The organism is Hyphomonas sp., from assembly GCF_017792385.1.
In the GTDB taxonomy this organism is placed as follows: Bacteria; Pseudomonadota; Alphaproteobacteria; order Caulobacterales; family Hyphomonadaceae; genus Hyphomonas.
The window spans coordinates 3,275,653-3,299,240 of sequence record NZ_CP051230.1; the positions used below are offsets into that span (position 1 = coordinate 3,275,653).

Sequence of the window (23,588 nt, forward strand, 5' to 3'; positions counted from 1 at the left end):
ATGTCGGTCGACATTCTTCTCATCGGCGGCGGACACGCGCATGTCACAGCGCTCAGATGGTTACGGAACCATCCTCACCCGGAGGTTTCGATCCGACTGGTCAATCCCGGCGGCAAGGCCGTCTACAGCGGAATGGTGCCCGGCTTTGTCAGCGGACACTTCGACCGTGACGAAATCGACATCGATCTTGCGCCCTTGTGCCGCGATTCAGGCGCACAGCTTGTCGAGGACAGGATTTGCGGGCCGGACCCGGTGGCCCGCACGGCAACCTCGGACAGTGGCGCAGTTCACGCCTTCGGCATTGTATCGATTGATGTCGGCATCGTTTCTGCGCCGCCGCAGGTAAGCCCAACTTCCCGCGCCATGCCGGTCAAACCCATGGCGGGGTTCGCCGATAGCTGGCAGGGGCTTGCCGGCAGTCTTCCTTCCCACGTCACCATAATCGGCGCCGGGCTGGGCGGTGTGGAGCTGGCGCTCGCGGTGAGACACGCGCAGCGCGCGCAGCTGGGGGACTTGTCCGGCAGTGTCACCCTCATCGACCGGGACACACCACTCTCATCGGCAAGTCCGGCTCTTCGCCACGCCCTGCGCAAACATCTCGACCGCGCCGGAATTGATGTCCGCAAGGGCGTATCCGTCAGCCGCTTCCTGGATGGCCATCTGGTCCTGAATGATGGCTGTGAGATACAAACCGGCCTGGTCCTGTGGGCGGCGGGCGCAACGGCTCATGACTGGCTGTCTGCATCCGGTCTCGAAACCGATCACGGCTTTCCGCTGGTGGGCCCGACGCTCGAATCGCACTCCCATCCAGGCGTGTTCGTTGCAGGCGATGCGGCAGCCATGTCCGGCATGACAGTCCCGAAGGCCGGCGTCTATGCCGTACGCCAGGGCCCGGTCCTGATGCAGAACCTGCTCGCGCGCCTCAAGGGTCGTCCCTTGCAGGCCTTCCGGCCCCAAGCCGATTATCTCAAACTCGTATCCCTCGGCCGACGCGCCGCCCTTGCCGAGAAATGGGGGCTGTGCGTGCAACTGCCCGGCCTGTGGTGGCTGAAATCCCGAATAGACCGGGCATTCGTTCAGGGCTGATGGGTCAGCACGCCCGAACGTTTCCGGGCCGCTTCCTCCAGAATGACACCGGCCGCGATTTCACTGGCATCCCGGTCGCCTTCCTTCATGCGCTCCAGCGCTTCGGCCTGCTGCGCCTTTTGTGCCGTCAGGCGGTCCGGTTGTTCCAGCCATGACATGGCCTTTGCCGCAATGAGCTCGGCCTTCTGTCGGGTCTGCACGAATTCCGGAACAATCTCCCGGTCATCGCTGACGATGTTCAGGAGGGTGATATGCGTCTTCTTGTACAACAGGCCGCGCGCCAGGGCCCAGGTGATCCATCCGGTCCGGTAAGCCACGATCATGGGTGTGCCCTGCATCGCGAGTTCTGTCGTGACGGTGCCCGAACAGGCCAGCGCCAGGTCGGCGGCCGCCATGCCATCGAAACGAAGTGACGGATCGGAGGTCACGATTGACCACTGGGCTGCGTCCGGAAAGGACGATTTGAACTGTTCTGAAACGTTTTGAGCCGGCATGAACACGATCTGTAGGGCTTCATCGGCCGCCTTGACGCGCCGCGCGGCGTCCACCAGTTCCGGCGCCACGCGCTTGATCTCACTCGGCCGGCTCCCCGGCAGGACCAGAACGATACGGGTAGATTCCGCCAGCCCCAATGCCTTGCGGAAGCGTGCTGGATCCCCCGTTTCATGCCGCGATATGGCCGGGTTGCCGATCACGGTCGTCTCCAGGCCGTAGGGCTCGTAATACGGCACTTCCAGGTCGTGAATGCACAATAGATGGTCCACAACAGCCGCCAGCGTCTTCGCGCGTCCCGGACGCGTTGCCCAGACTTGCGGCCCGACCAGCTTGACCAGCCGAATGTCCGGTGCGCGCAGCCTGACCCGTTGCGCGACACGCAGCATGAACCCCCAGGAATCGACCAGCACGACCACATCAGGCGCATCTGCTACAATGGCATCGGCGGCCTCATCAGCCAGCCGCACCACGTCCCCATAGGCCTTCAGACCCTCGAAGAAACCGAGAATGGACAAGGGTGAGATGTTGATCGCCGACTCGATCCCGACCGACGCAAGTTCCTGGCCGCCTATTCCCGCAATATGCGCGTCCGGTGACCGCCGTCTCAATTCTTCGACCACTTCGCGCGCCAGCAGATCTCCCGAGGCCTCTGCCGCCACCATGAAGACGCGCGGGCCGGTCACTGGCCGGTCTCCGGCGGGAACCCGTAAATGAATACGCCCAGTTCCTCCGCCCGGTCGATCATCTCCCGCCGGTTCAGCAGCAATGCCCCCCCTGCCTCGATGGCGAGCCCTGCGAGACCCGCCGCGGCCACTTTCTCGACCGTTGAAACCCCCGTCGTCGGCAGGTCAATGCGCAGCTCCTGTCCCGGTTTTGGCCGTTTGACCAGAACGCCCTGCCGACTGGCGGGCGTCCCGCGGATTTCCTCGGGAAGCGTGCGACAGCGCTCCAGCATGGCGTCGGTGCCTTCCTGCGCCTCGACCGCAAGCACGAGCCCGCGGCAGACAATCGCGCCCTGACCGATGTCCAACGCACCCGTGGCAGACGCCACACGCGCGGCGTGCTCGATGTCCGCCATCTGCTCGTCAGAGGGCATGTTCCCGGCGATGACACCGGATGGCGCCAGCAATTGGCCATGGACTTCATGGCTGCCCAGAACGCGAAAGCCCTGCTTTTCAAATTCCGAGACCAGAACCCGCAACAACGCATCATCGCCCTTGCGGGCGGCTGCCAGTACCTTCGGCAACAGGCGAACGCCCTTCATGTCGAGTTTCAGATTGCCGAAATCGGGCCGTTTCACGATCCCTGCGAACACCACGTCTTCGCAGCCCGCCGCCTTCAATCGCTTTAGAATGCCGCCCACTTCGCCAAGGCCGACCACCTCACCGGGGAACCTGGCCAGCGCCGGATCCTCGAACCCTTTCAGACGCAGCACATAGGCACCCTGTCCGGTCTCCATCGCATTGTCGGCAATGGCGACCGGCAGTTCGCCGAGACCTGCAATGATACCGAGCGGCGCCATCTTTCCGCTCAAGCCGGCTTGCAGATAGGGCGGTCTTCGCCCGTCTGGATAAACGAGATGATTTCCATGGCCAGGGCGTTGTCGGCGTAATCCTTGGCTGCCTGTTCAAGGCGATCCCGGAACAGGCCTTCCCCATGGAAGATCGCCTTGTAGGCGGCCCGAATGTCCCGGATGTCGGCCTTCGAAAAACCGCGACGCTTCAGGCCCACCATGTTCAGTCCTGACAGTTTGGCATGATTGCCGACCACGGAACCGAACGGAATGACATCTTCCACGACAATCGCGCCCCCGCCGATGAAGGCGTTGCGCCCGATCCGGGAGAATTGGTGCACCGCCGACAAGCCTCCGAACCAGACATGGTCGCCAACCTCGATATGGCCGGCCAGAGACACATTGTTGGCCATGACGACATGATTGCCGATGCGGTTGTCATGCGCGATATGCGCCCCGATCATGATGAAACAATTGTCGCCTATCCTGGTCAGGCCGCCAAATTTCGGCATGCCGGAATGGGCCGTGGCGTATTCTCGGAAGACGCAATTATTGCCGACGATCAGGCGGGACTCCGGTGTAGAGTCAAACCCGATGACTTGCGGCACCCCGCCCAGCACCGCATGCGGGTGCAGCACGCACTTCTCGCCAAGTTCGGTATGCCCGGTGACAACCGAATGCGACATCAGCACGGATCCGGCACCGATACGGGCGTTGGGGCCGACATGGCAGAATGGGCCTACGCGAACCCCGTCGCCGAGTTCGGCGCCATCCTCGACGCAGGCGGAGGGATGAATGTCCATGGCCAGTTTGTTCCAGTCAGTTGCCGGCGGCCGGGTGCCGCCTATCCCTTTTTCTTCGGGTTCGAGTTCTTCTGCAACCAGGCGACTTCCCGCATCCATTGCCGAATGGGTTTGGCCGGCGTGCCGCCCCAGGTCTCCCCGGCTTCGACGTCACGGAACAAGCCCGCAGACGCCGCAAGGGAGACGCCCTCACCCACTTTCACATGATCGGCAATGCCCACGCGGCCGCCAAGCATGGATCCGTCCCCCACCTGTACGGATCCGGATATGCCGCCAAAGGCCGCCACCAGGACGGATCTGCCGAGAACGACATTGTGCGCGATCTGGCACAGATTATCGATCCGGCAGCGTTCGCCCAGAATGGTGTCATCAAACGCACCGCGATCGATGCAGGAATTCGCCCCGACCGTGACATGGTCCTGAAGGATGACACGGCCATAATGCGGCGCGTCTTCGGCGCCATGGGGGCCCGGCATCACGCCAAACCCGGCTTCGCCAATCCGCACACCTGCCAGCAGCTTCACATGATCGCCAATGAGGGCATTGAACAGACTTGCCCCCGCGCCGACGCTGCACTTGCGGCCGATCTGGACGCCGGGGCCGATCACGGCGTTGGGGCCGATCACGGTATCGGAACCGATCACCGCGCCCGGCCCGATACAGGCACCCGGTCCGATGCGGACACTGTCGTCGAGGCTGGCATCCGGCGAAATCCGCGCTTCGCCCTGCCAGTCCGCATGACGGGGGCGGAACAGCGCTGCGCCGGCCACACTCTGAACATGACGCGGAAACCGCGACACGAGATAGGGCACGCCTTCCGGAACATGCGGGATGTTGGCTTCATTGACGACCAGCGCCGAAATATCGGTGCTGACATCGCTTGGCGACTTGCCGTCGCCATCCAGAAAACCGATGTCTCCCCGGCGACCATTGGCGGCCGAGGAGATACCGGTCAGTTCGATCTGCGCGTCGCCTCTCAGCTCCGCACCGGTCTTTTCGGCCAGTTCGCCAAGGGACAGAGTTCCCCGGCGCTCATAGAAACGCGTGTCGACTGGCACTTTGCCCTCTTGCCTATTGGGTCGGCTGGTCCGGGATTCGCTTGCGCACGACGGAGATCGTCGGCGTCGCCGCATCCAGCTTGCTGATCACTTCGGCGGAGACGTCAACCGAGTCCACGCCATAGATCACGGCGCTCTTGGACAGCACGATCCCGGCGCCCTTTTGGCTCACGACTTCCAGCAGGACCGGCTCCAGCGCCTTGTTGAAGTCGACAAGAGCCTGACGCTCGGTCAGCGCGAACTCGTTGGCAGCCTTCTGACGGGCCTTGCCGAAGTCACCGGCTTTCTTGTCATAGGCGTTCAGGCGGGTGACCAGTGCGGCGTCGGCAGCGATCTGCTCGCGGGTCTTGCCCTGAAGCTCGGTGTTCAGCGCCTTGCCTTCAGTCTCCAGGGACGTACGGGTCGGCGACAGTTCGGTATTGATCTGGGTCTCGATGCTCTTCAGCTTGGCCTGGATATCCTTGCCAGCCTTGCTGTCACGAAGGATCTTTGCCTCGTCGATCGTGATGACGGTGGTACCCTGCGCCTGAGCGGCCGGGGTCATGACCGCAAAGGCGGCAAAGCTCATCATCAGCGCGAGCGCGAAATTCTTGAGTCGGGACATTCTAGTCTCCTGTCTTTCGGTGAGAAATTTAGAAACGGGTTGATGTTGAGAACCGGAACGTTTCTGTCCGGTCATAGTCTTCCCTCTTGAGGATCTGCGAGAAGTCGAAGCGGATCGGGCCAAAGGGAGAATCCCAGAACACGCTGAGGCCGGCCGAAGCCCGGAGGGAGGCAGCGGTCTTGGTCAGACGCACCGCCGGCAGGCCGGTTGCAGAATCGGTGAAGTAGATGGTCGGCCCGATATCCGGACCACGCAGGGATCCGAGCGCACCGGCTTCGGCGAACAGGGCGCTGCGGATGCCATATTCTTCCGGCAGGAAGTTCGGCAGGCTGAGTTCGAACGTGCCCTGATAGTAGACGTTGCCGCCCTGGGAATTCAGGCGGCGGGTCTGAACCACTTCGCCGGTCTCCGGATCCACCACGCGTACGATTTCGCGGGGGCCGATACCGGCCACGTCAAAGCCGCGGAACGTGCTGCCGCCCCGGAAGAAGCGATTGTTGATCCGCACGCCCTGATTGTCTTCCAGCGGGAACACATAGCCGCCCGCCAGACGCAGGCTGGCGATCACGTCACGCCAGACGCCCCGGTACAGGGTACCCGAGGTTTCCGTCCGGAGATATTTCACATCGCCGCCGAGACCTGCGAGGTCCTGGCTGAAGCGGAAGTCGAATCCACGAGACGGCCGGATCGGATCGTTCGTCCGGTCCCACAGGAAATTGTAGCCGATGATGCTGGAGATATCATTGCGCTCTGCCCGGCAGATCGCATCGCGCAGAACATATTCCGGCGAACACTGGTCCACGACGCGCTGGCCTTCCCCGGCATCCCCCGCCTCGACCAGACGATAGCGGTCATCGCTGAAATCTTCCGGCGTATCCGCACCCGCCGTCTGGATGCGGTCGGTGACGAAGAAGCCGTTCTCGTCGATGATATAATTGCGGTCCAGGACGTTCACGTCATCCGACTGAAGGCGATAGCTCAGACCAAGCTGCATGCGCTCGGTGAGCGGGAAGCCCAGTCGCACGCCTGCACCAATCGTCTCGCTGCTGAAGCCGGAATAGTCTTCATAGTCCTGGCGCGTGGCATAGGCATCAATGCCGCCAGACAGGTTTCGGTCGAACAGGCGCGGCTCTGTGAATCGGAAATCCAGCACCTGCTGGCGGCTGGACGCGGAGATCCGGGCCACGACGGATTGTCCACGGCCGCGCAGGTTTCTTTGCGACGCGCTGACGTCCAGCAAGTAGGCGTCCACCGACGAGAAGCCCGCCGCAAAGGACAGTTCCCCGGTCGGCTGCTCTTCCACCTTGATGTCGACGATCGTCCGGTCCGGCTGGTCGGAGGGCGTTTCGACGATTTCGACATTCTTGAAGTAGCCAAGTGCCCGAACACGGTTTTTGGACCGGTCCAGCAGGATCCGGTTGAAGGCGTCGCCTTCCGAAATCCGCAGCTCGCGGCGGATAACCCGGTCGAGGGTCTGCGTGTTGCCGACAATGTTGATCCGGTCGATATAGACGCGCGGACCTTCGTCCACGGCGAAGGTCACATCGATCAGGCCGGTTTCGGGGTTCACATCGATCTGCGGGCGGATGTCGACGAATGCATAGCCCGCAATGCCGGCGGCATAGGTTAGCGCATCAATCGTATCCTCGATCGAATCGCCCCGGAACAGGGAATTGGTCTGGATCGGAACGGCCCGGCGAAGCGCCGTCGCATCAAGCTTCTCCAGCGCCGTCTCGACCTTCACCTCGCCGAAATAATACTGTCGGCCTTCATCCACCGTCATGGTGATGTAGAAGTCCTTCTGGTCGGGCGTCAGCTCTGCAACGGCCGAAGTGACCCGGAAATCATAATAGCCATTGTTCTGGTAGAATTGCCGCAACAGGTCGCGGTCATATTCGAGGCGGCCGGGATCGTAATTGTCATTCGAGCTGAAGAACCGCCACAACCGCGACTGACGGGTCACGATCTCGCTGCGCAGGCGCGAGTCCGAATAGGCCTCATTGCCGATGAAATTGATTGCCCGGACGCCCGTTACCGGCCCCTCGGTGATTTCGAAGATCAGGTCGACCCGGTTCTGCTCCAGCGGCTTGTATTGCGGTTCGACCTTCGCGGCAAAGCGACCGGACTGGCGATACAGTTCCAGAATACGCTGAACATCCGACTGGACGCGTGCGGCGGTAAAGATGCCGCGTGGAGCCGCCTGGATGTCCTCTTTCAGCTTGTCGTCGTCCAGGGCGCTGTTGCCCTCGAAGATCACGCGGTTGATGATCGGGTTCTCAACGACGCGGACAACAAGATTGTCATCAACGCGGTCAATCGAGACGTCGGCGAACAGATTGGTCGCGAACAGGGTCTTCAGCGACAGGTCGATTCGGTCTGGATCGAACGTGTCGCCCGGCGCCACCAGAAGATAGGACTGCACCGTCCGGGCCTCGATCCGCTGGTTTCCCTCGACGATGACAGACCGGATGGTGCCACCGTAGCGATTGTCTTCCTGTGCATCGGCAGTTCCCATGGGAACCAGTGTGGCATTCGTCGCCAGAACACTGCCCGCCATCATGGTTGCTGCAAGAAACTTACGCATCGTCGATACACTCTCTGGTTAATTTCGGCGGGCGGTCAGCCGCCTCTTGCACCGAACAAGCCGGTTTCGATGAGATCACCCCAAGTGATCACAACGACCATTCCCAATAACAGGATCAAGCCGAATGTCAGGGCCACCTCCTGCACTTTTTGCGGCATTTCCCTGCCAGCAATCGCTTCATAGGCGTTAAACACGAGATGTCCACCATCCAGCACGGGCAGCGGAAGCAGGTTGAAAAAGCCGACCCCGACAGAGATTGCGGCGCAGATACTGGCCAGCATCCAGAACAATTGGGACAGTTTCTGTGACGTGGTCATCTGCTCCTGTTCCCAGACCTGGTTAACAGCGCGGCGGCTGATATCCCCGATTCCCACAGGCCCCGTCATCGCATGCATCGACATCTTTCCGGTGACGATTCGGGTGAGCATGGTCACCGTCCGGTCGATTGTCGCGCCGGTCTCGATAACGCCCTGCCCGAGCGCCTCGACCGGATTATAGGTAATATGCTCACCGAATGAGATGGGCGTGATACTTACGCCAATCGTGGCCTGCGGCACTTTCTGGCCGAAATCATTCTCTCGCACGATCTCCTCGGGCGTGATCACGAGGGATTCCTGCCCGGCATCGCGTTGAACCAGGAAATCCATTGGCTCATTGGGGTTCAGGATGATCGCGACCAGGACTTCCGACACATGGCTGACGGATTTGCCGTTCACTTCCAGCACGACATCCCCGGCCTCCATGCCGCCGGCTTCCGCCGCGCCGCCTTCCACGACGCTGGCAATGCCGACCTTCATGTCCGGCCGGCCATGCACACCGATGATCAGGGCGAAGATGAGGGTAGACAGGATGAAATTGGCAAACGGCCCGGCAAGGCTGACCAGCGAACGCTGTCCCACACCGAGGTCATTGTAGGCTTTTCCCACCGGGCCCGATTCGATTTTGCCCACATCCGAAGCGAGCTGGCTTTCCCCGACAAATTTCACGAACCCCCCGAGCGGAATCCAGTTCACGCGCCAGCGCGTGCCATGCTTGTCCTTGCGCTCGAAAACCGGCTTTCCGAAGCCAATCGAGAAAGATTCCACAGCCGCACCAAACCAGCGTCCGACCAGATAATGGCCGAGTTCGTGCACGATCACCACGATCCCCATCATGAAGATCAGGCAAACGAGAAACAGCGGTCCCTGGCTGAGAATCTCCCCCAAAAAACTATCCTCCCGTTCCGTGCTGGGTCGTCTCTAGAACATTTCGTGCCATTTCTCGACTGAAACGGTCCAGCAAGGCAATCTCCTCCACGCTGCCGCAGCCAATTTCAGCCATGTTTCCAGCGAAATAGCGGTCCAACGTCTCTTCCACGATCCAGCTTATGTCCAGAAAGCCGCATTGGCCCGCGATAAATGCAGAAACCGCCGCTTCATTAGCGCAATTTAATATCGTCGTCGCCTGCGCGCCCTCGGCATAAGCCTGACGGGCGAGCCGGATCGCCGGAAATCGCGTATCATCAACAGGTTCGAAGTCCAGACGCCCCATAGCGGCGAGGTCCAGACGGTCCACCGTGGTCTCGATCCGGTCCGGCCAGCCCAGCGCGTACGAGATCGGAGTCTTCATGTCCGGTGCGCCCAATTGCGCAATTACCGACCCGTCTGTGAAGTGCGCCATGCCGTGAATGATGGATTGCGGATGGACGATTACCTCCAGTGCTTCTCCACTGACATCGAACAGGAAACCGGCCTCGATGAACTCCAGCGCCTTGTTCATCAAGGTAGCACTGTCGATGGAATTCTTGATCCCCATGCTCCAGTTCGGATGCGCCGCCGCTTCAGCTGGTGTGGCTGTGCGCATCCGCTCCCGCGTGGCGGTACGGAAAGGGCCGCCTGAGGCCGTGATGGTCAGCTTGTCGAGTGCGCGGCCGTCTCCAAGGCATTGAAAGATCGCGGAATGCTCGGAATCCACCGGCAGAATCCGAACATTCCGCCTCATCGCTTCCTCAAGGATCAGCCGGCCACCGCAGACAATGCTCTCCTTGTTGGCAATCGCCACGTCATTGCCGGCCCGCACCGCCGCCATGGTGGAATCCAGACCGGCCGCACCAACGATGGCAGCCAGCACCCGGTCCACTGGCCGCGCCGCTGCCTCGCTGACGGCGGTCACTCCGGCAGCTGCCTCCACGCCGGATCCGGCGAGCCGCTCACGCAATTCGGGCAGTTTCGTTTCGTCGGCGATGACGGCAATCCTGGCGCCGAATTCCAGCGCCTGTGCAGACAGCGTTTCCGCATCCGAACCCGCCGACAGCGCTTCGATCTCGAACTGAACGGCGCCCGTCCGGTTGGCGTGGCGCACCACATCCAGCGCGGACGTGCCGATGGACCCGGTCGCGCCCATGATGCTGATCCGCCGGGTCTCCATTACGAGACTCCCAGCGCGCGATGCACGGAGGGGAACAGCCACAAGACCAGCACGCCGACCACGCTCACGGCCCCAAGCCCGTCGACCCGGTCCAGAACACCGCCATGCCCCGGCAGAAGATTGCTGGAATCCTTGACCTTGAACCGGCGCTTCAACCCGCTTTCGAAGAGATCGCCAGCCTGCGCAGTCATCGAGAGACCGACCCCGAGCAGGACCCAGACCACCGCCGATGCCTGCTCCAGGTCTGCCGCCGCAAATCCGCATACGCCCGTGAACAGCAACGCCCCGAGAGCACCGCTCCATGTCTTGTTTGGGCTCTCATGGGGCAACAGCCTCGGGCCGCCCATACCGCGACCAACAAAATAAGCGGCTGCATCAGACCCCCAGACGAAGGCCATGAAGTACAGTGCGACCGCGCGGCCATCCCACGGCCCTTCCCGCAGCATCCAGAGCGCCGCGGCCATTGCCGTCACATACAGCCAGCCACCTGAGGCCAGTCCGCGGTCCCGGAATTGTCCCGGCTGGGATGCAAAGGCCATCACCAGACCCAGCACGCCAAGCGCCAGCGAAATCTCAACTTGTTCCAATGGCAGGGCAAGGCAAAACAGGCCTGCGCTCACCGACAGGAGCAGGCGCCTTGGATGGCCGCTCATGCCGCCCCATTCCCAAGCCATGATTCCCGCCGCCAGAGCGCATGCCAAGGCCAGCCACCAACCGCCTGACCAGACGACGAACAATCCGGTCGGAATCAACAGCGCCGCCGTCATCAGCCTCTGGCCGAGTTGCGAGAAACGCTTCTCGGGCGGTGTCCAGTCGCCCATTACGCGTCCCCTGTCGTGACGGCCCCGAAACGCCGTTCGCGCTCATTGTAGATGCGAATAGCCTTTTCCAGCCAGCTCCGGTCGAAATCCGGCCACAGCACGTCAAAGAAAACGAGTTCGCAATAGGCCGCCTGCCAGAGCAGGAAATTGCTGAGGCGATATTCGCCGCTTGTCCGGATCAGCAAGTCGGGATCCGGCATTCCGGAGGTGTCCAGATAGGATTCGAACACGTCTTCAGACACATCTGCCGGGTCAAGGTCTCCTCTGGCGACGGCCATGCCCAGCTTGCGGGCAGCCCGGGCAATCTCTTCGCGGCCGCCATAATTGAAGGCGATGTTCAGGAAGAACTCGTTGTTTTCGGCAGTGTCACGCTCCGCCTTGTCAACCAGGACGGCAATGTCATCCGGCAGCCCTTCCCGGCGCCCGAGAATGCGGATCTTCACCCCTTCCTCGCGCAATCGGGCAAGGTCCTTCTTGATGAAGGTTTTCAGCAGGCCGAACAGCGCATTCACTTCGGCGGCCGGCCGACGCCAGTTCTCCGTCGAGAAGGAATAAACCGTCAGATACCGGATTCCGAGATTTCCGGCCGCTTCCACCGTCCGGCGCAGCGCCTCGACACCCCGCTCATGCCCCGCGGCCCGAGGCATTCCGCGTGCGTTGGCCCAACGGCCGTTTCCATCCATGATGATGGCAATATGGGCGGGAACGCTCAAGGCGTCAGCATGTCTGTCGGACGTCGCAGGGGCGTCGTCTGTCGGCATCAGACCTGCATGATCTCCGCTTCCTTCGCCTTCAGCGCATCATCCACCTTGCCGACATAGAGGTCGGTGAGTTTCTGCACTTCATCAGACAGGGAATGAAGGCGGTCTTCGCTGATCTCGCCATCCTTCTCCATCTTCTTGAGCGAATCCATGCCGTCGCGGCGGATGTTGCGCACGGCCACACGGGCGGCCTCGGCATACTTGCCCGCAACCTTTTGCAACTCAACCCGGCGTTCCTCGTTCAGCGGCGGGATCGGAATACGCAGATTCTGTCCATCGGTGACCGGGTTCAGGCCAAGGCCGGAATCGCGAATGGCGCGCTCGGTCGCCCCGACAACCGTCTTGTCCCAGACATTCACCGACAGCATGCGGTTGTCGGACACGGTCACCGACGCAACCTGGTTCAGCGGAACCGTCGAGCCATAGGCCGGAACCATGACAGCATCCAGCAGGTTCACCGAGGCGCGGCCTGTGCGCAGCCCGCTGAATTCGGTGGAGAGAGACGCCAGTGCGCCTTCCATCCGGCGCTCAAGATCTTTCTTGTCATAGCTCATGACTCTTATGCTCCATGATTTTTAATGGTTGTCGATGTGCCCTTCCCATGCAGGACCTTGAGGAGCGATCCCTCCTCCTTGAGCGAGAAAACCACAATCGGAATGTTGTTGTCGCGCATTAGACTCACCGCGGACGGGTCCATCACGCGCAGATCCTTGGCGAGCAATTCCTGGTACCCGACCTCGTCATAGCGGGTCGCGCTGGCATCCACTTTCGGGTCTGCCGTGTAGACGCCATCGACCTGGGTGCCCTTCAGCAAGGCGTCGCAATTCATCTCGATCGCGCGCAGCGCTGCGCCCGTATCGGTGGTGAAGAACGGATTGCCGATACCGGCGGCGAAAATGACCACTCGGCCCTTTTCCATGTGCCGCTGCGCGCGGCGGCGAATATAGGGCTCGCAGATTGATTCCATCCGGATCGCGGACTGCACCCGCGTCGGCACCCCGATGCTTTCCAGCACGCTCTGCATGGCAAGGGCATTCATGATCGTGGCCAGCATGCCCATGGAATCGGCCTGGGCGCGCTCCATGCCCTTCGCGGCGCCAGCAACGCCGCGGAAAATGTTGCCGCCGCCAATGACCAGGCAGATTTCTGCGCCGGTATCCTGGGCGGCCTTGATGGCGTGAGCGAACTTCTCGCAGGTCGGAATATCAATGCCGAACTGACCCGGCCCCATCAGGGCCTCTCCGGACAGTTTCAGCAACACCCGCTTGTATTTCAAAGGACTGGAGCCCGACTCTTCGCTCTGCATGGACGATGTCTCCGCTTTGATCCGCCTTACAGGCTCCTAAAAGATTCCCGGCCGCCTGTCATGGGCGACCGGGATGTTCAAAGCCCTTTGCGGGCAGAAAGGCAAGCGCGATCAGCTGCCTTTTGTCATGGAGGCGACTTCGTCAGCGAAATTGTCTTCCGCCTTCTCGATGCCTTCGCCGAGCTTGAAGTGCACGAAGCCTTTCAGCGTCGCGCCCTGCTCTTCGAGGAACTTGCCGACCGTCTGGTCCGGGTTCATCACGAAGGGCTGCTCGGTCAGAACGACTTCCTTGTAGAATTTCTGCATCCGGCCGACGATCATCTTCTCGATGACATTGTCGGGCTTGCCGCTCTCGCGGGCCTGCTCGGTCAGGACGCGCTTCTCGGCGTCGACGATGGCCGGGTCCAGTTCCTCGGTCGTGGCAGCCGCCGGAGACGTTGCAGCGATGTGCATGGCCACCTTGCGGCCGATGTCTTCCAGATCACCGGACCCGTCGAGCGCGACCAGAACGCCAACCTTGCCCATGCCAGCCGTTTCGGCATTGTGGATGTAGGAGGCGACCTTGCCGTCGGCCGTCAGCTTGGCGCTGCGGCGCAGGGTCATGTTCTCGCCGATCGTCGCGATCAGGCGCTTGATCAGGTCATCGACATTGCCTTCACCATCGGGAGACGGCGCCGCCGACAGGGCCTCGACAGACCCGTCGGTGCCCAGTGCCGCCTTGGTGATGCCGGACAGTGCCGACTGGAACTTCTCGTTCCGGGCGACGAAGTCCGTCTCGGCGTTCAGTTCGACGATTGCGCCGGACTTGCCGTCTTCGGACACTTCAACCGCCACAAGGCCGTCCGCAGCCGTCCGGCCGGACTTCTTCGCAGCCTTCGACAGGCCCTTGGCGCGCAGCCAGTCGACTGCAGCAGCTTCGTCTCCACCATTCTCGACGAGTGCCTTCTTGGCATCCATCATGCCGGCACCCGTTTTCTCGCGCAGTGCCTTTACAAGCGCAGCGGTAATCTCAGCCATTGCCCTATTCCTTCAATTTGGTGTTCAGGTCAGACGCCGGAAATCAGGCGCCCGTCGTATCTTCAGCAGCTTCGCCTTCGGCCGCGACGGCAACGTCGGCTTCGGCCAGCGCGTCAACATCCTCGAGCTCTCCGAGATCGACGCCGAGACCTGCGGTCGACTCTGCCAGTCCGTCAAGAACCGCATCGGCGAACAGGTTGCAGTAGAGCGAAATCGCGCGGGCAGCATCGTCATTGCCCGGGAAGCCGTAATCGGCGTCGGCCGGATCACAGTTCGTGTCCAGCACGGCCACAACCGGGATGCCCAGCTTGCGGGCTTCCTGGACAGCGATGGCTTCCTTGTTGGTGTCGATCACGATCATCGCGGCCGGCAGGCCACCCATGTCGGCGATACCACCCAGGGACTGCTGCAGCTTGTCGCGGCGGCGCTCCAGGTCCAGCAATTCCTTCTTCGTCAGGCCCTGACCCGAGCCGCTTTCGAACATCGTGTTCAGCTCTTTCAGCTGCTTGATGGAGTTCGACACGGTCGACCAGTTGGTCAGCGTGCCGCCCAGCCAGCGATGGTTCATGTAGTATTGAGCGCAGCGCTGAGCCGCTTCGGCAATCGGCTCTGCCGCCTGGCGCTTCGTGCCAACGAACAGGACGCGGCCACCCTTGGCCACCGTGTCGCGCACGAAAACGAGCGCCTGATGAAGCGCCGGCACGGTCTGCGACAGGTCCATGATGTGAATGCCGGAGCGGTCGCCGTAGATATACGGCTTCATGCGCGGGTTCCAGCGGTGGGTTTGGTGACCGAAGTGAACGCCAGCTTCGAGCAGCTGACGCATGTTGAAGTCAGGTAGGGCCATAGATTGTCTCCATCCGGTTGGCCGTCACGGGTGGAACGTTGGACCACCATGGCCCGTCGCACCGGATGCACCCGTGAACTGGTTTCTGATGGGGCGGCTTATACAGAAATTGCCTGCGGCTGCAAGACCGCCAGACCGGCTTTTGTCAGGCCGCTTTTAAAGGCTCCACCCGCTCGACGCCGGGCGCTTCCTTCAGCGCCCGCTGCGCACTCAGGCCGATCGTGTAGGTCGCCGGCAGCTTCAGCGTCACCACGCGCCCGTCATCCAGCGGCATCTCGATCAAAAGCTCGCCTTTTTCCAGATCCTGCAGCTTGGCGAGGTGACCCACCACGCCCGCCAGGTCCGAGACGTGCGCCCCCACTGCCAAACGGATCTTGAGCGCGCCCATCGCCTTCGACAGGCGGGCCGATTCCAGCTTCAGGACGCGCTCGGCATTCAACCGGATTTCCTCGGCATTGCGCTTTACGCCCACCGTGATCGCAACCGCATTGCCGACCTGCAGGAGATCGTAATTCTGCGACAGCGTCTCCGGGAACACCATCATTTCCACTTCACCCGATGGATCGGACAGGGTCAGGAAGGCAAATTTCCCGCCATTGCGTGCGGGCTTGTCGCTTCTGGCGCGGACCATGCCGATCATTTCCAGCGGCTTGCCGTCGGAGGCGCGCTCTTCCACTTCCATTGCCAGCGTCACACGGTCCCGGTCGAGCCCTTCCAGAACGTCATCCAGCGGGTGGCCGGAGAAATAGAACCCGATCGACTTGAATTCCTGGTCCAGCTTCTGCTGTCCGTTCCAGGCCTTCACCTTGGGCAGGACCGGGCGCAAGGCCGGCTCGGCTTCGGCGAACAGGCCGCCCTGCCCGCCCTGCCGGTCCTGCGCCGCGCTGACGGCCAGGTTTGCCAGCAGCGGCGCCGCCTCAAGCACCCGGGCGCGATTGGCTTCCAGCGAGTCGAACGCGCCGGACTTGGCAAGCGATTCAAACGCCTTCTTGTTCACATGTTTCGGATCCACGCGTTCGGCAAACTCGTAGAGATCGGCAAACGGGCCGTCCTTCTCGCGGATTTCCACTACATGTTTCATGGCTTCGAGGCCAACGCCTTTCAGGGCACCCAGCGCATAGACCACCGCGCCGTCGCGCACGTCGAAATCCGCCGTCGAGGCATTCACGTCCGGCGCGAGGACTGGAATCTTCAGGCGCTTCGCTTCCTGGAAAAAGGCGGCCAGCTTGTCGGTATTGCCGATATCAAGACTCATCGACGCCGCCAGGAACTCGACCGGGAAGTGCCGCTTCAGATAGCCCGTATGGTATCCGATCAGGGCATAGGCCGCCGCGTGGGATTTGTTGAACCCGTATCCCGCAAACTTTTCCATCGTATCGAAGATGTCGTTGGCGAGCTTTTCCTCCATGCCTTTCAGCTCGGCCGCACCTTCGACGAAGCGCTTGCGCTGCGCGATCATCTCCTCGACCTTCTTCTTGCCCATGGCGCGGCGCAGCAGGTCGGCTTCGCCAAGCGAGTAGCCGGCGATTTCCTGCGCCATCCGCATGACCTGCTCCTGGTACACAGGCACGCCATAGGTGGCTTCGAGGACGGGTTTCAGGTCCGGATGCTGATAGACGACCGAGGACGGGTCTTCCTTGCCTTGCACATAGACCGGAATGTTCTCCATCGGGCCGGGCCGGTAGAGCGAGATGATGGCGATCACGTCTTCCAGATTGTGCGGGCGCACTTTCTTCAGCGTGTCGCGCATGCCGGCGCCTTCCAGCTGGAACACGCCCAGCGTCTCGCCACTGGCCATCAGGTCATAGGTCGCCTGATCATCCAGGCTCTGCCATTCCGGGCCGACATCGCGCCCGTCTCGCCGGATCAGCTTCAGCGCCCGGTCAATGACAGTCAGCGTCTTCAGGCCCAGGAAGTCGAACTTCACCAGTCCGGCCATCTCGGCATATTTCATGTTGAACTGCGTCGCCGGAAGGTCAGCACGCGGATCATTGTACAGGGGTACCAGCTCGACCAGCGGCCGGTCGCCGATCACGACACCGGCGGCGTGCGTGCCCGCATTGCGGTATTTGCCCTCCAGCGACAGGGCCACTTCCAGCAACTCGCCGACGCGCTCATCCGCATCGATCTCGTCCTGGAATTTCGGCTCGTCGTCGATGGCATCCTGCAGCTTGGGCGGATTTGCCGGATTGAACGGGATCAGCTTGGCCAGCCGGTCCACCTGCCCGTAGGGCATCTGCATCACCCGGCCGACATCGCGCACGACGGCCTTCGCCTGCAGCGTGCCGAACGTGATGATCATGGCGACAGAGTCAGCCCCATATTTGTCACGCACATAGCGGATGACTTCACCGCGCCGCTCCTGACAGAAATCCACGTCGAAGTCCGGCATGGAAACGCGTTCCGGATTCAGGAAGCGCTCGAACAGCAGATCGAACCGCAAGGGGTCGAGATCGGTGATCAGCAGCACCCAGGCGACAAGCGAGCCCGCGCCAGAGCCCCGGCCCGGCCCGACCGGAATGCCGTTTTCCTTGGCCCATTTGATGAAGTCCGAAACGATCAGGAAGTAGCCGGGGAACCCCATTCGCTCGATGATGGACAATTCATAGTCGAGCCGTTCGAAATAGGTCTCGCGATCCGCATACAGCTTGTCGGCTTCCGACAGGCGATACTCCAGCCCCTCCACGGCCTGCTTGCGCAATTCCTCCGATTCCGAGCGGCCTTCCTTGGAGAAATTGGGCAGGATCGGCTTGTGGGTCTCGGCCTTCACGGCGCAGCGCCGGGCGATCTCCGCTGTGTTCAGGATGGCTTCGGGCAGGTCGGCAAACAGGTCCGCCATCTCGGCCGCTGTCTTCAGGTATTGCGACGGGTCCACCCGTTTGCGGTCTTCCTGTCCGAGATACTGGCCATTCGAGATGCACATCATGGCATCGTGGGCCTTGGCATCGGAGGATTTCATGAACCGCGCATCATGCGTCGCTACCAGAGGCAGCCCCAGTTCATAGGCCAGGTCGATGAGGCCGTCCTCGGTCGCATATTCGTCGTCCGTGCCATGCCGCGTGATCTCGACATAGCACCGCCCCGGATAGGCCGCCGCCAGGGTCGACAGCTCGGTGCGGGCATCAGCTGTCCGGCCCTTGAGCAAATGCCGTGCGACCTCGCCTTCGGCCCCGCCCGTCAGCAGGATCAGCCCGTCGGTCTCGTCCAGAAGCAGATCCCGGTGCAGCTTCGGCACGCCGTCCGCCGCATCCAGATAGGCGCGGGACGACAGCAGCATCAGCCTTTTGTAGCCGGCTTCATTTTGCGCATAGAGCGAGACGCGGCTCGGCTCGCTTTTCGGAAGTCCGTCCGTGACGTCAAAACAGCAGGCCATGATTGGCTGGATGCCGGCATCGGACAGCGTCAGCGAGATTTCCAGCGCGCCGAACAGATTGTTGCGGTCCGTGATCGCCACCGCGGGCATGCCCTGCTCCACACACCAGGCTTTCAGCCCTTTCGGCGTGATCATGCTCTCCAGCAGTGAATAGCTGGACCGGACGGCAAGATGAATGAAGGGCGACTCAGTCACGGCGATCTCCTGTGCCCCGCATTGTGCCCCGCCGAGCCGCGCCTTGCCAGTGCGCGCCAGCGGTGTTCCACAGCTTAGTCCCGCTCCGCCCTGCAGACACCATTGGGGTCATTATGCGGGCCATTACGCGGCGCGTCGATGGGACAAATATCTGCCTGTCCACAACCAAATCGGCACGATCCCCAGTATTTGCGCGCCTTGAACAATCCGCAATCCGACGCGGCACGGCCCACCCCTATTCTTGTCGGGACATGCCTGCCTTTTCCCTCTTCCAGCCGCTGCCCGGCCTTTCCTGGTATGTGCTGCCGCTCTGGCCGCTGATCTTCTGGCGCATTCAACGCCTGAAAACCTGGTTCCGTCAGAATGGCAGCCCCGGCGCGCAGATGCTCTGGGGCGTCATGAAGGATGGCCAGGTCGTCGTGATCCGCCTGTCGGATCATTTCCGTGAACCGGGGCACAGCTTCCGCGCGACGGTTTCCAACCGGCTCGCTGAAGCCCTTTCCGATACAGATGGCATGCGCCATTCCGATCCGGCAGATGAGCCACACATCTCGGCCCGGCCGGTCTTCGCCAGCCTCGCAGACGCGCCGATGGCCCTGGCGCGCTTGCCGGACACCTGACCACCATTTCAGGACAATTCAGGATGTTCTGGACCGGAAGGCATGGCGCCGCTCCGGACGCTCGTGCTGGAATTCATCCAGCCGGGTTCAGTCGGGACGATAGTCCACCAGCTTGCCATCGGACAGGGTCAGAACCCGGTCCATATGGCGCGTCAGTGACAGATTGTGCGTCGCCACCAATACGGCCGCCCCTTCATCCCGGACCATCTTGATCAGCGTGCCAAACACACGCTCGGTCGTACCGGGGTCGAGATTGCCGGTTGGCTCGTCCGCAATCACGAGACGCGGATCATTGGCCAGCGCCCGCGCAATCGCCACACGCTGTTGCTCACCGCCCGACATCTGCGCAGGCTGATGGTGCCCCCGGTCATCGAGGCCCATTTCCCCCAGCAATTGCTTCGCCTTGTCCCGGGCGGCCCGCTGCGCCACGCCCGCAATCATCAGCGGCATGGCGATATTGTCCGCCGCGTTGAATTCCGGCAGCAGGTGGTGGAACTGATAGACAAATCCGATCTTGCTGCGGCGGATCGCCGTGCCGCCCCGATCATCCAGCGCCAGACAATCGATCCCGTCCAGCATCACTTTCCCGGATTCCGGGCGCTCCAGCAGTCCCGCTGTATGCAGCAAGGTCGACTTGCCGGATCCGGACGGTCCGACCAGGCCGACAAGCTCGCCGGCATTCAGCTGCAAATTCGCTCCGCTCAGCACGTGCAACTCGCCGGCCGCCGTCTTGTAGAAGCGATCAATATCGCGAAGTTCGAGAACCGGCTGTGTCATTACTCGAACCTCAGGGCGCTGACAGGGTCCTGGCGGGAGGCCCACCAGGCCGGAATGATGGACACAAGCATGGACATGCCCAGCGCGTAGAGACCGGTCCGGATCACTTCGCCCCAGTCCAGGATCGCCGGCAGGCCTTCAAGGCCATAGACTTCCGCATCGAACACTTCGCCCGGAACGAACAGGTTTATGAAGGCCTCGACCGCGCCGATATTGGTCACGACAAGAATGCCCACCGCCATGCCGAGCAAGGCGCCAAGTGTTCCCAGAATGGTTCCCACCAGCAGGAACACCCTCAACACGCCCCCCTTGCCGAGACCGATTGTCCGGAGGATTGCGATATCCCGCGTCTTGTTCTTCACCAGCATCACCACGCCGACAATGATGTTCAATGTTGCAATCGCCATGATGACCATGACCAGCAGGCGAACCATGGTTCGCTCCACCTGCAGCGCATTCAGATATCCGGCGCGCTGGCTCTTCCAGTCGAACGTATAGAGCGCATTGCCGGTCGCATCGGCAATGGCCGCCATGGCTTCTGTCGTCCGGTTCGGGTCATCAAGCCGGATGTCGAGCATCTGGTACCGGTCTTTCGACTGGAACAGGATCTGCGCCTGCTCCATCGGCATGAACATGTACAGCCGGTCCAGTTCCACGCTGCCGGTCTTGAAGACATCCCCGACCGTGTAGGCCTTGCTGCGCGGCGTGGACCCAAGCGGCCCGGCATTGGTCTGCGAGGTGATGATTTCCACCTTGTCGCCCGGCCGCACGCCGAGGCCCTCCCGGCCGGCTGCGAGGAACGCTCCCATCATGATCACATTGCCGCCATTGCGGCCTTCACCGAAGCCGGCCGCGATCGCCGCCTCGCCCCCATCCTTGAGGAACGGCATGGTTGCCAGGTCTTCCTGCCGGATGGCCCGCACTGCGGCGCCGGTCTTCCGGCCATTGGCTGTCACCAGGACATATTCCTCGATATAGGGCGACACGCTGGAAACACCGTCGATCAGGCTGATCGTCTCGGCAATCTGCTCGGCCTCTTCTTCTGTATACGATGCGACAACCCCATAGACATGCGGCTGGCCACCGAGAAGCGCGTCCAGAAGGGTCGCCCGAAACCCGCTCATGATCGACATGGTGATGATCAGGGCGGCAACGGCAAAGAAGATGCCCACAAAGGAGATCACCGAGATCAGGCTGGCGCCGCCATGCTCTCTCTTGGCCCGCAGATAGCGCCAGGCGAGCGTACGCTCCAGCTTGCCGAAAGGCGCGGCGGCGGCAGGAAGCTCACTCATGCGGGGCGAACCCTGGCGAGGGCGTCAGCGAGCGGCATTTCCTCTTTCTCCCCCGTCTTCCGGTTCTTCACTTCCACGACCCCATTCTTCAGACCGCGCGGTCCCACAACGATCTGCCATGGCAGACCGATCAGGTCCATACGCGCAAACTTCGCTCCGGCCCGGTCCTCGGTCTCGTCATAAAGCGTATCGATGCCCGCCAGTTCCAGGGCGGCATAGGCCTGGTCGCAAGCCTCGTCGCAGGCTTCATCGCCGACCCGCATATTGATGATGCCGACCTGGAAGGGCGAAACGCTTTCCGGCCACACAATTCCGTGTTCGTCATGGCAGGCCTCGATGATCCCGCCGACCAGGCGCGAGACGCCGATGCCATAGCTGCCCATTTCAACCGGCACCATCTGGCCGTCCGGTCCCTGCACGACCGCATTCATCGGCTCCGAATACTTGGTCCCGAAATAGAAGATGTGCCCCACTTCGATCCCGCGGGCCGAGACTTTCCGGTCCTCCGGAAGGTCGGCAAAGGCAGCCTCATCATGCATCTCCTCGGTCGCCGCATAATATTGCGTCCGCTTTTCGACTTCCGCCGTCAGATCGGCAGAGAAGTCGAGGTCCAGCCCCGGCGGGGGCATGTCCAGCAGGGTCCGGTCGCAGAACACCTCGCTTTCGCCGGTGTCCGCCAGGATGATGAACTCATGGCTCAGTTCACCGCCAATTGGTCCGGTATCGGCGCGCATCGGCACCGCGGTCAGGCCCAGCCGGTCAAACGTGTTCAGATAGGCGCAGAACATCCGGTTGTAGGAATGGCGCGCGGCCTCTGCCGTCAGGTCGAAGGAATAGGCATCCTTCATCATGAATTCGCGGCCCCGCATCACGCCGAAGCGCGGACGGATCTCGTCCCGGAACTTCCATTGCTGGTGATACAGGTTCAGCGGCAGCTGCTTGTAGCTTTTGACGTAGGAGCGGAACACATCCGTGACCAGTTCCTCATTGGTCGGCCCGTAAAGCATGTCGCGGTCGTGCCGGTCGGTGATCCGCAGCATTTCCTTGCCATAGGCTTCATAGCGGCCGGACTCCCGCCAGAGGTCGGCCTGCTGCAGCGTCGGCATCAGGAGTTCCACAGCGCCGGCGCGGTTCATCTCCTCGCGCACGATCTGCTCGATCTTCTTCAGGACACGCAGGCCCAGCGGCAGCCAGGTATAGATGCCCGCCCCGTTCTGCCGAACCATGCCCGTGCGCAGCATCAGCTGGTGAGAGACGATCGCCGCATCGGACGGCGCTTCCTTGGAAACGGGAAGGAAATACTTCGACAGACGCATGGAATCTCCGTGATCGCGCGCTAAACGAAGGCCACCTAGCCGCAGCCGGCCCTATTGCGCAAGCAAACGTGGCACGAGCAGGGCCGTCAGCACGGTCAGCACGGTTGCGCCGCCGGTCGCCCAGAGCGCCTTCTTTGCCAGCATGGGATGTTTCGGCGCCGCTTCCTCGGTTCCCGGTGTCGTGGATTCATCTTCCCACTGGCCCTGCACGCCAATGGGAAGCACCACGAAAAAGGACAGCCACCAGGCAATCGTGAACACGACTCCGGCGCCAAAGATCGACATCAGTGCGCGTCCTTCGGCGTTTCCATCAGTTCGATCAGCACCCCGTTCGAATTCTTCGGATGAACGAAGATGATCAGCGTGCCATGCGCGCCGATGCGCGGCTTGCCCAGCACGGTCGCGCCGCGTTTGTTCATCTCGTCCACGGCCTGATGAATGTCCTCGACCTCGAAACAGACATGATGCTGTCCGCCCTTCGGGTTCTTGGCGATGAAATTGGCGATGGGAGACTCCGCACTCAGCGGCTCGATCAGTTCGATCTGGCTGTTCGGCAGGTTCACGAAACAGACCTTCACGCCCTGCTCCGGCATGTCGAACGGCGTGGTGATGTCCGTCGCACCATATAGCGTGCGATAGGTTTCGCAGGCGGCGTCGATATCCGGCACGGCAACGCCGACATGATTCAGGGGGCCGATCTTGAACTCTGACACG

Annotated in this window: 22 protein-coding genes; 2 read left to right on the top strand and 20 right to left on the bottom strand. The window is 61.9% G+C overall.

Translation table 11 applies throughout. The features are described 5' to 3' along the window. Positions 1 to 1,086, top strand: a complete 1,086-nt coding sequence (locus tag HF955_RS15855) for an FAD-dependent oxidoreductase (protein ID WP_291076508.1) — start codon at positions 1 to 3, stop codon at positions 1,084 to 1,086. On the opposite strand, the gene lpxB is transcribed toward HF955_RS15855, so the two are convergent. From lpxB to dnaE, 15 genes are all read right to left on the bottom strand, one after another. Then, on the bottom strand, positions 1,077 to 2,264 hold the full coding sequence (lpxB, locus tag HF955_RS15860) for a lipid-A-disaccharide synthase (protein ID WP_291076510.1): 1,188 nt from the start codon (positions 2,262 to 2,264) through the stop codon (positions 1,077 to 1,079). The genes HF955_RS15855 and lpxB overlap by 10 nt on opposite strands. Continuing rightward, positions 2,261 to 3,103, bottom strand: coding sequence for an LpxI family protein (locus tag HF955_RS15865; protein ID WP_291076512.1), 843 nt, complete (start codon positions 3,101 to 3,103; stop codon positions 2,261 to 2,263). Before HF955_RS15865 ends, lpxB begins: the two co-directional genes overlap by 4 nt. Positions 3,104 to 3,111: 8 nt before the next feature. Then, complete coding sequence (gene lpxA / locus HF955_RS15870; protein WP_291076514.1) at positions 3,112 to 3,897, bottom strand: acyl-ACP--UDP-N-acetylglucosamine O-acyltransferase; 786 nt, start codon at positions 3,895 to 3,897, stop codon at positions 3,112 to 3,114. Between the two features lie 41 nt (positions 3,898 to 3,938). Next, positions 3,939 to 4,955 (bottom strand): UDP-3-O-(3-hydroxymyristoyl)glucosamine N-acyltransferase, encoded by a 1,017-nt coding sequence (lpxD, locus tag HF955_RS15875; RefSeq protein ID WP_291076516.1) that lies wholly within the window; start codon positions 4,953 to 4,955, stop codon positions 3,939 to 3,941. Between the two features lie 13 nt (positions 4,956 to 4,968). After that, positions 4,969 to 5,559, bottom strand: a complete 591-nt coding sequence (locus HF955_RS15880; protein WP_291076518.1) for an OmpH family outer membrane protein — start codon at positions 5,557 to 5,559, stop codon at positions 4,969 to 4,971. A 28-nt stretch (positions 5,560 to 5,587) separates the two neighbouring features. Then, entirely contained in the window at positions 5,588 to 8,143 is a 2,556-nt protein-coding gene (gene bamA, locus HF955_RS15885; RefSeq protein WP_291076520.1) for an outer membrane protein assembly factor BamA, read from the bottom strand. Positions 8,144 to 8,178: 35 nt separating this feature from the next. Beyond that, positions 8,179 to 9,348 carry an RIP metalloprotease gene (locus HF955_RS15890; RefSeq protein WP_291076522.1) on the bottom strand — a complete coding sequence of 390 codons (1,170 nt, stop codon included), beginning with the start codon at positions 9,346 to 9,348 and terminating at the stop codon, positions 8,179 to 8,181. A 4-nt stretch (positions 9,349 to 9,352) separates the two neighbouring features. After that, positions 9,353 to 10,549, bottom strand: a complete 1,197-nt coding sequence (gene dxr, locus HF955_RS15895) for a 1-deoxy-D-xylulose-5-phosphate reductoisomerase (RefSeq protein ID WP_291076524.1) — start codon at positions 10,547 to 10,549, stop codon at positions 9,353 to 9,355. Next, positions 10,549 to 11,370, bottom strand: coding sequence for a phosphatidate cytidylyltransferase (locus HF955_RS15900; protein WP_291076525.1), 822 nt, complete (start codon positions 11,368 to 11,370; stop codon positions 10,549 to 10,551). Before HF955_RS15900 ends, dxr begins: the two co-directional genes overlap by 1 nt. After that, positions 11,370 to 12,131, bottom strand: a complete 762-nt coding sequence (locus HF955_RS15905; RefSeq protein ID WP_291076526.1) for an isoprenyl transferase — start codon at positions 12,129 to 12,131, stop codon at positions 11,370 to 11,372. Before HF955_RS15905 ends, HF955_RS15900 begins: the two co-directional genes overlap by 1 nt. Beyond that, entirely contained in the window at positions 12,131 to 12,685 is a 555-nt protein-coding gene (frr, locus tag HF955_RS15910; protein ID WP_291076527.1) for a ribosome recycling factor, read from the bottom strand. The genes HF955_RS15905 and frr overlap by 1 nt, the downstream gene beginning before the upstream one ends. 5 nt (positions 12,686 to 12,690) lie before the next feature. After that, complete coding sequence (gene pyrH, locus HF955_RS15915; RefSeq protein WP_291076530.1) at positions 12,691 to 13,437, bottom strand: UMP kinase; 747 nt, start codon at positions 13,435 to 13,437, stop codon at positions 12,691 to 12,693. A 111-nt stretch (positions 13,438 to 13,548) separates the two neighbouring features. Beyond that, positions 13,549 to 14,454: a translation elongation factor Ts gene (gene tsf, locus HF955_RS15920; RefSeq protein WP_291076532.1), complete on the bottom strand. Its 906-nt coding sequence runs from the start codon at positions 14,452 to 14,454 to the stop codon at positions 13,549 to 13,551. 43 nt (positions 14,455 to 14,497) lie between these two features. Next, positions 14,498 to 15,301 (bottom strand): 30S ribosomal protein S2, encoded by an 804-nt coding sequence (rpsB, locus tag HF955_RS15925; RefSeq protein WP_027837415.1) that lies wholly within the window; start codon positions 15,299 to 15,301, stop codon positions 14,498 to 14,500. Between the two features lie 145 nt (positions 15,302 to 15,446). Continuing rightward, entirely contained in the window at positions 15,447 to 18,869 is a 3,423-nt protein-coding gene (dnaE, locus tag HF955_RS15930) for a DNA polymerase III subunit alpha (RefSeq protein WP_291076534.1), read from the bottom strand. A gap of 251 nt (positions 18,870 to 19,120) precedes the next feature. Here dnaE and HF955_RS15935 point away from each other — a divergent pair, with 251 nt between their 5' ends. After that, positions 19,121 to 19,489 (top strand): hypothetical protein, encoded by a 369-nt coding sequence (locus HF955_RS15935; RefSeq protein WP_291076536.1) that lies wholly within the window; start codon positions 19,121 to 19,123, stop codon positions 19,487 to 19,489. Positions 19,490 to 19,576: 87 nt separating this feature from the next. Here HF955_RS15935 and HF955_RS15940 read toward each other — a convergent pair whose 3' ends face one another. The 5 genes from HF955_RS15940 to mce are packed head-to-tail and all read right to left on the bottom strand — an operon-like array spanning position 19,577 to position 23,587. Next, on the bottom strand, positions 19,577 to 20,266 hold the full coding sequence (locus tag HF955_RS15940) for an ABC transporter ATP-binding protein (RefSeq protein WP_291076538.1): 690 nt from the start codon (positions 20,264 to 20,266) through the stop codon (positions 19,577 to 19,579). Beyond that, entirely contained in the window at positions 20,266 to 21,558 is a 1,293-nt protein-coding gene (locus HF955_RS15945) for an ABC transporter permease (protein ID WP_027837411.1), read from the bottom strand. The genes HF955_RS15940 and HF955_RS15945 overlap by 1 nt, the downstream gene beginning before the upstream one ends. Further along, entirely contained in the window at positions 21,555 to 22,874 is a 1,320-nt protein-coding gene (gene proS / locus HF955_RS15950) for a proline--tRNA ligase (protein ID WP_291076539.1), read from the bottom strand. Before proS ends, HF955_RS15945 begins: the two co-directional genes overlap by 4 nt. 51 nt (positions 22,875 to 22,925) lie before the next feature. Next, the gene (locus tag HF955_RS15955) at positions 22,926 to 23,159 is read right to left on the bottom strand and encodes a DUF1467 family protein (protein WP_291076541.1); all 234 of its coding nucleotides are present in this window, start codon (positions 23,157 to 23,159) and stop codon (positions 22,926 to 22,928) included. Beyond that, the gene (mce, locus tag HF955_RS15960; protein ID WP_291076543.1) at positions 23,159 to 23,587 is read right to left on the bottom strand and encodes a methylmalonyl-CoA epimerase; all 429 of its coding nucleotides are present in this window, start codon (positions 23,585 to 23,587) and stop codon (positions 23,159 to 23,161) included. Before mce ends, HF955_RS15955 begins: the two co-directional genes overlap by 1 nt. Position 23,588: the final 1 nt, after the last annotated feature.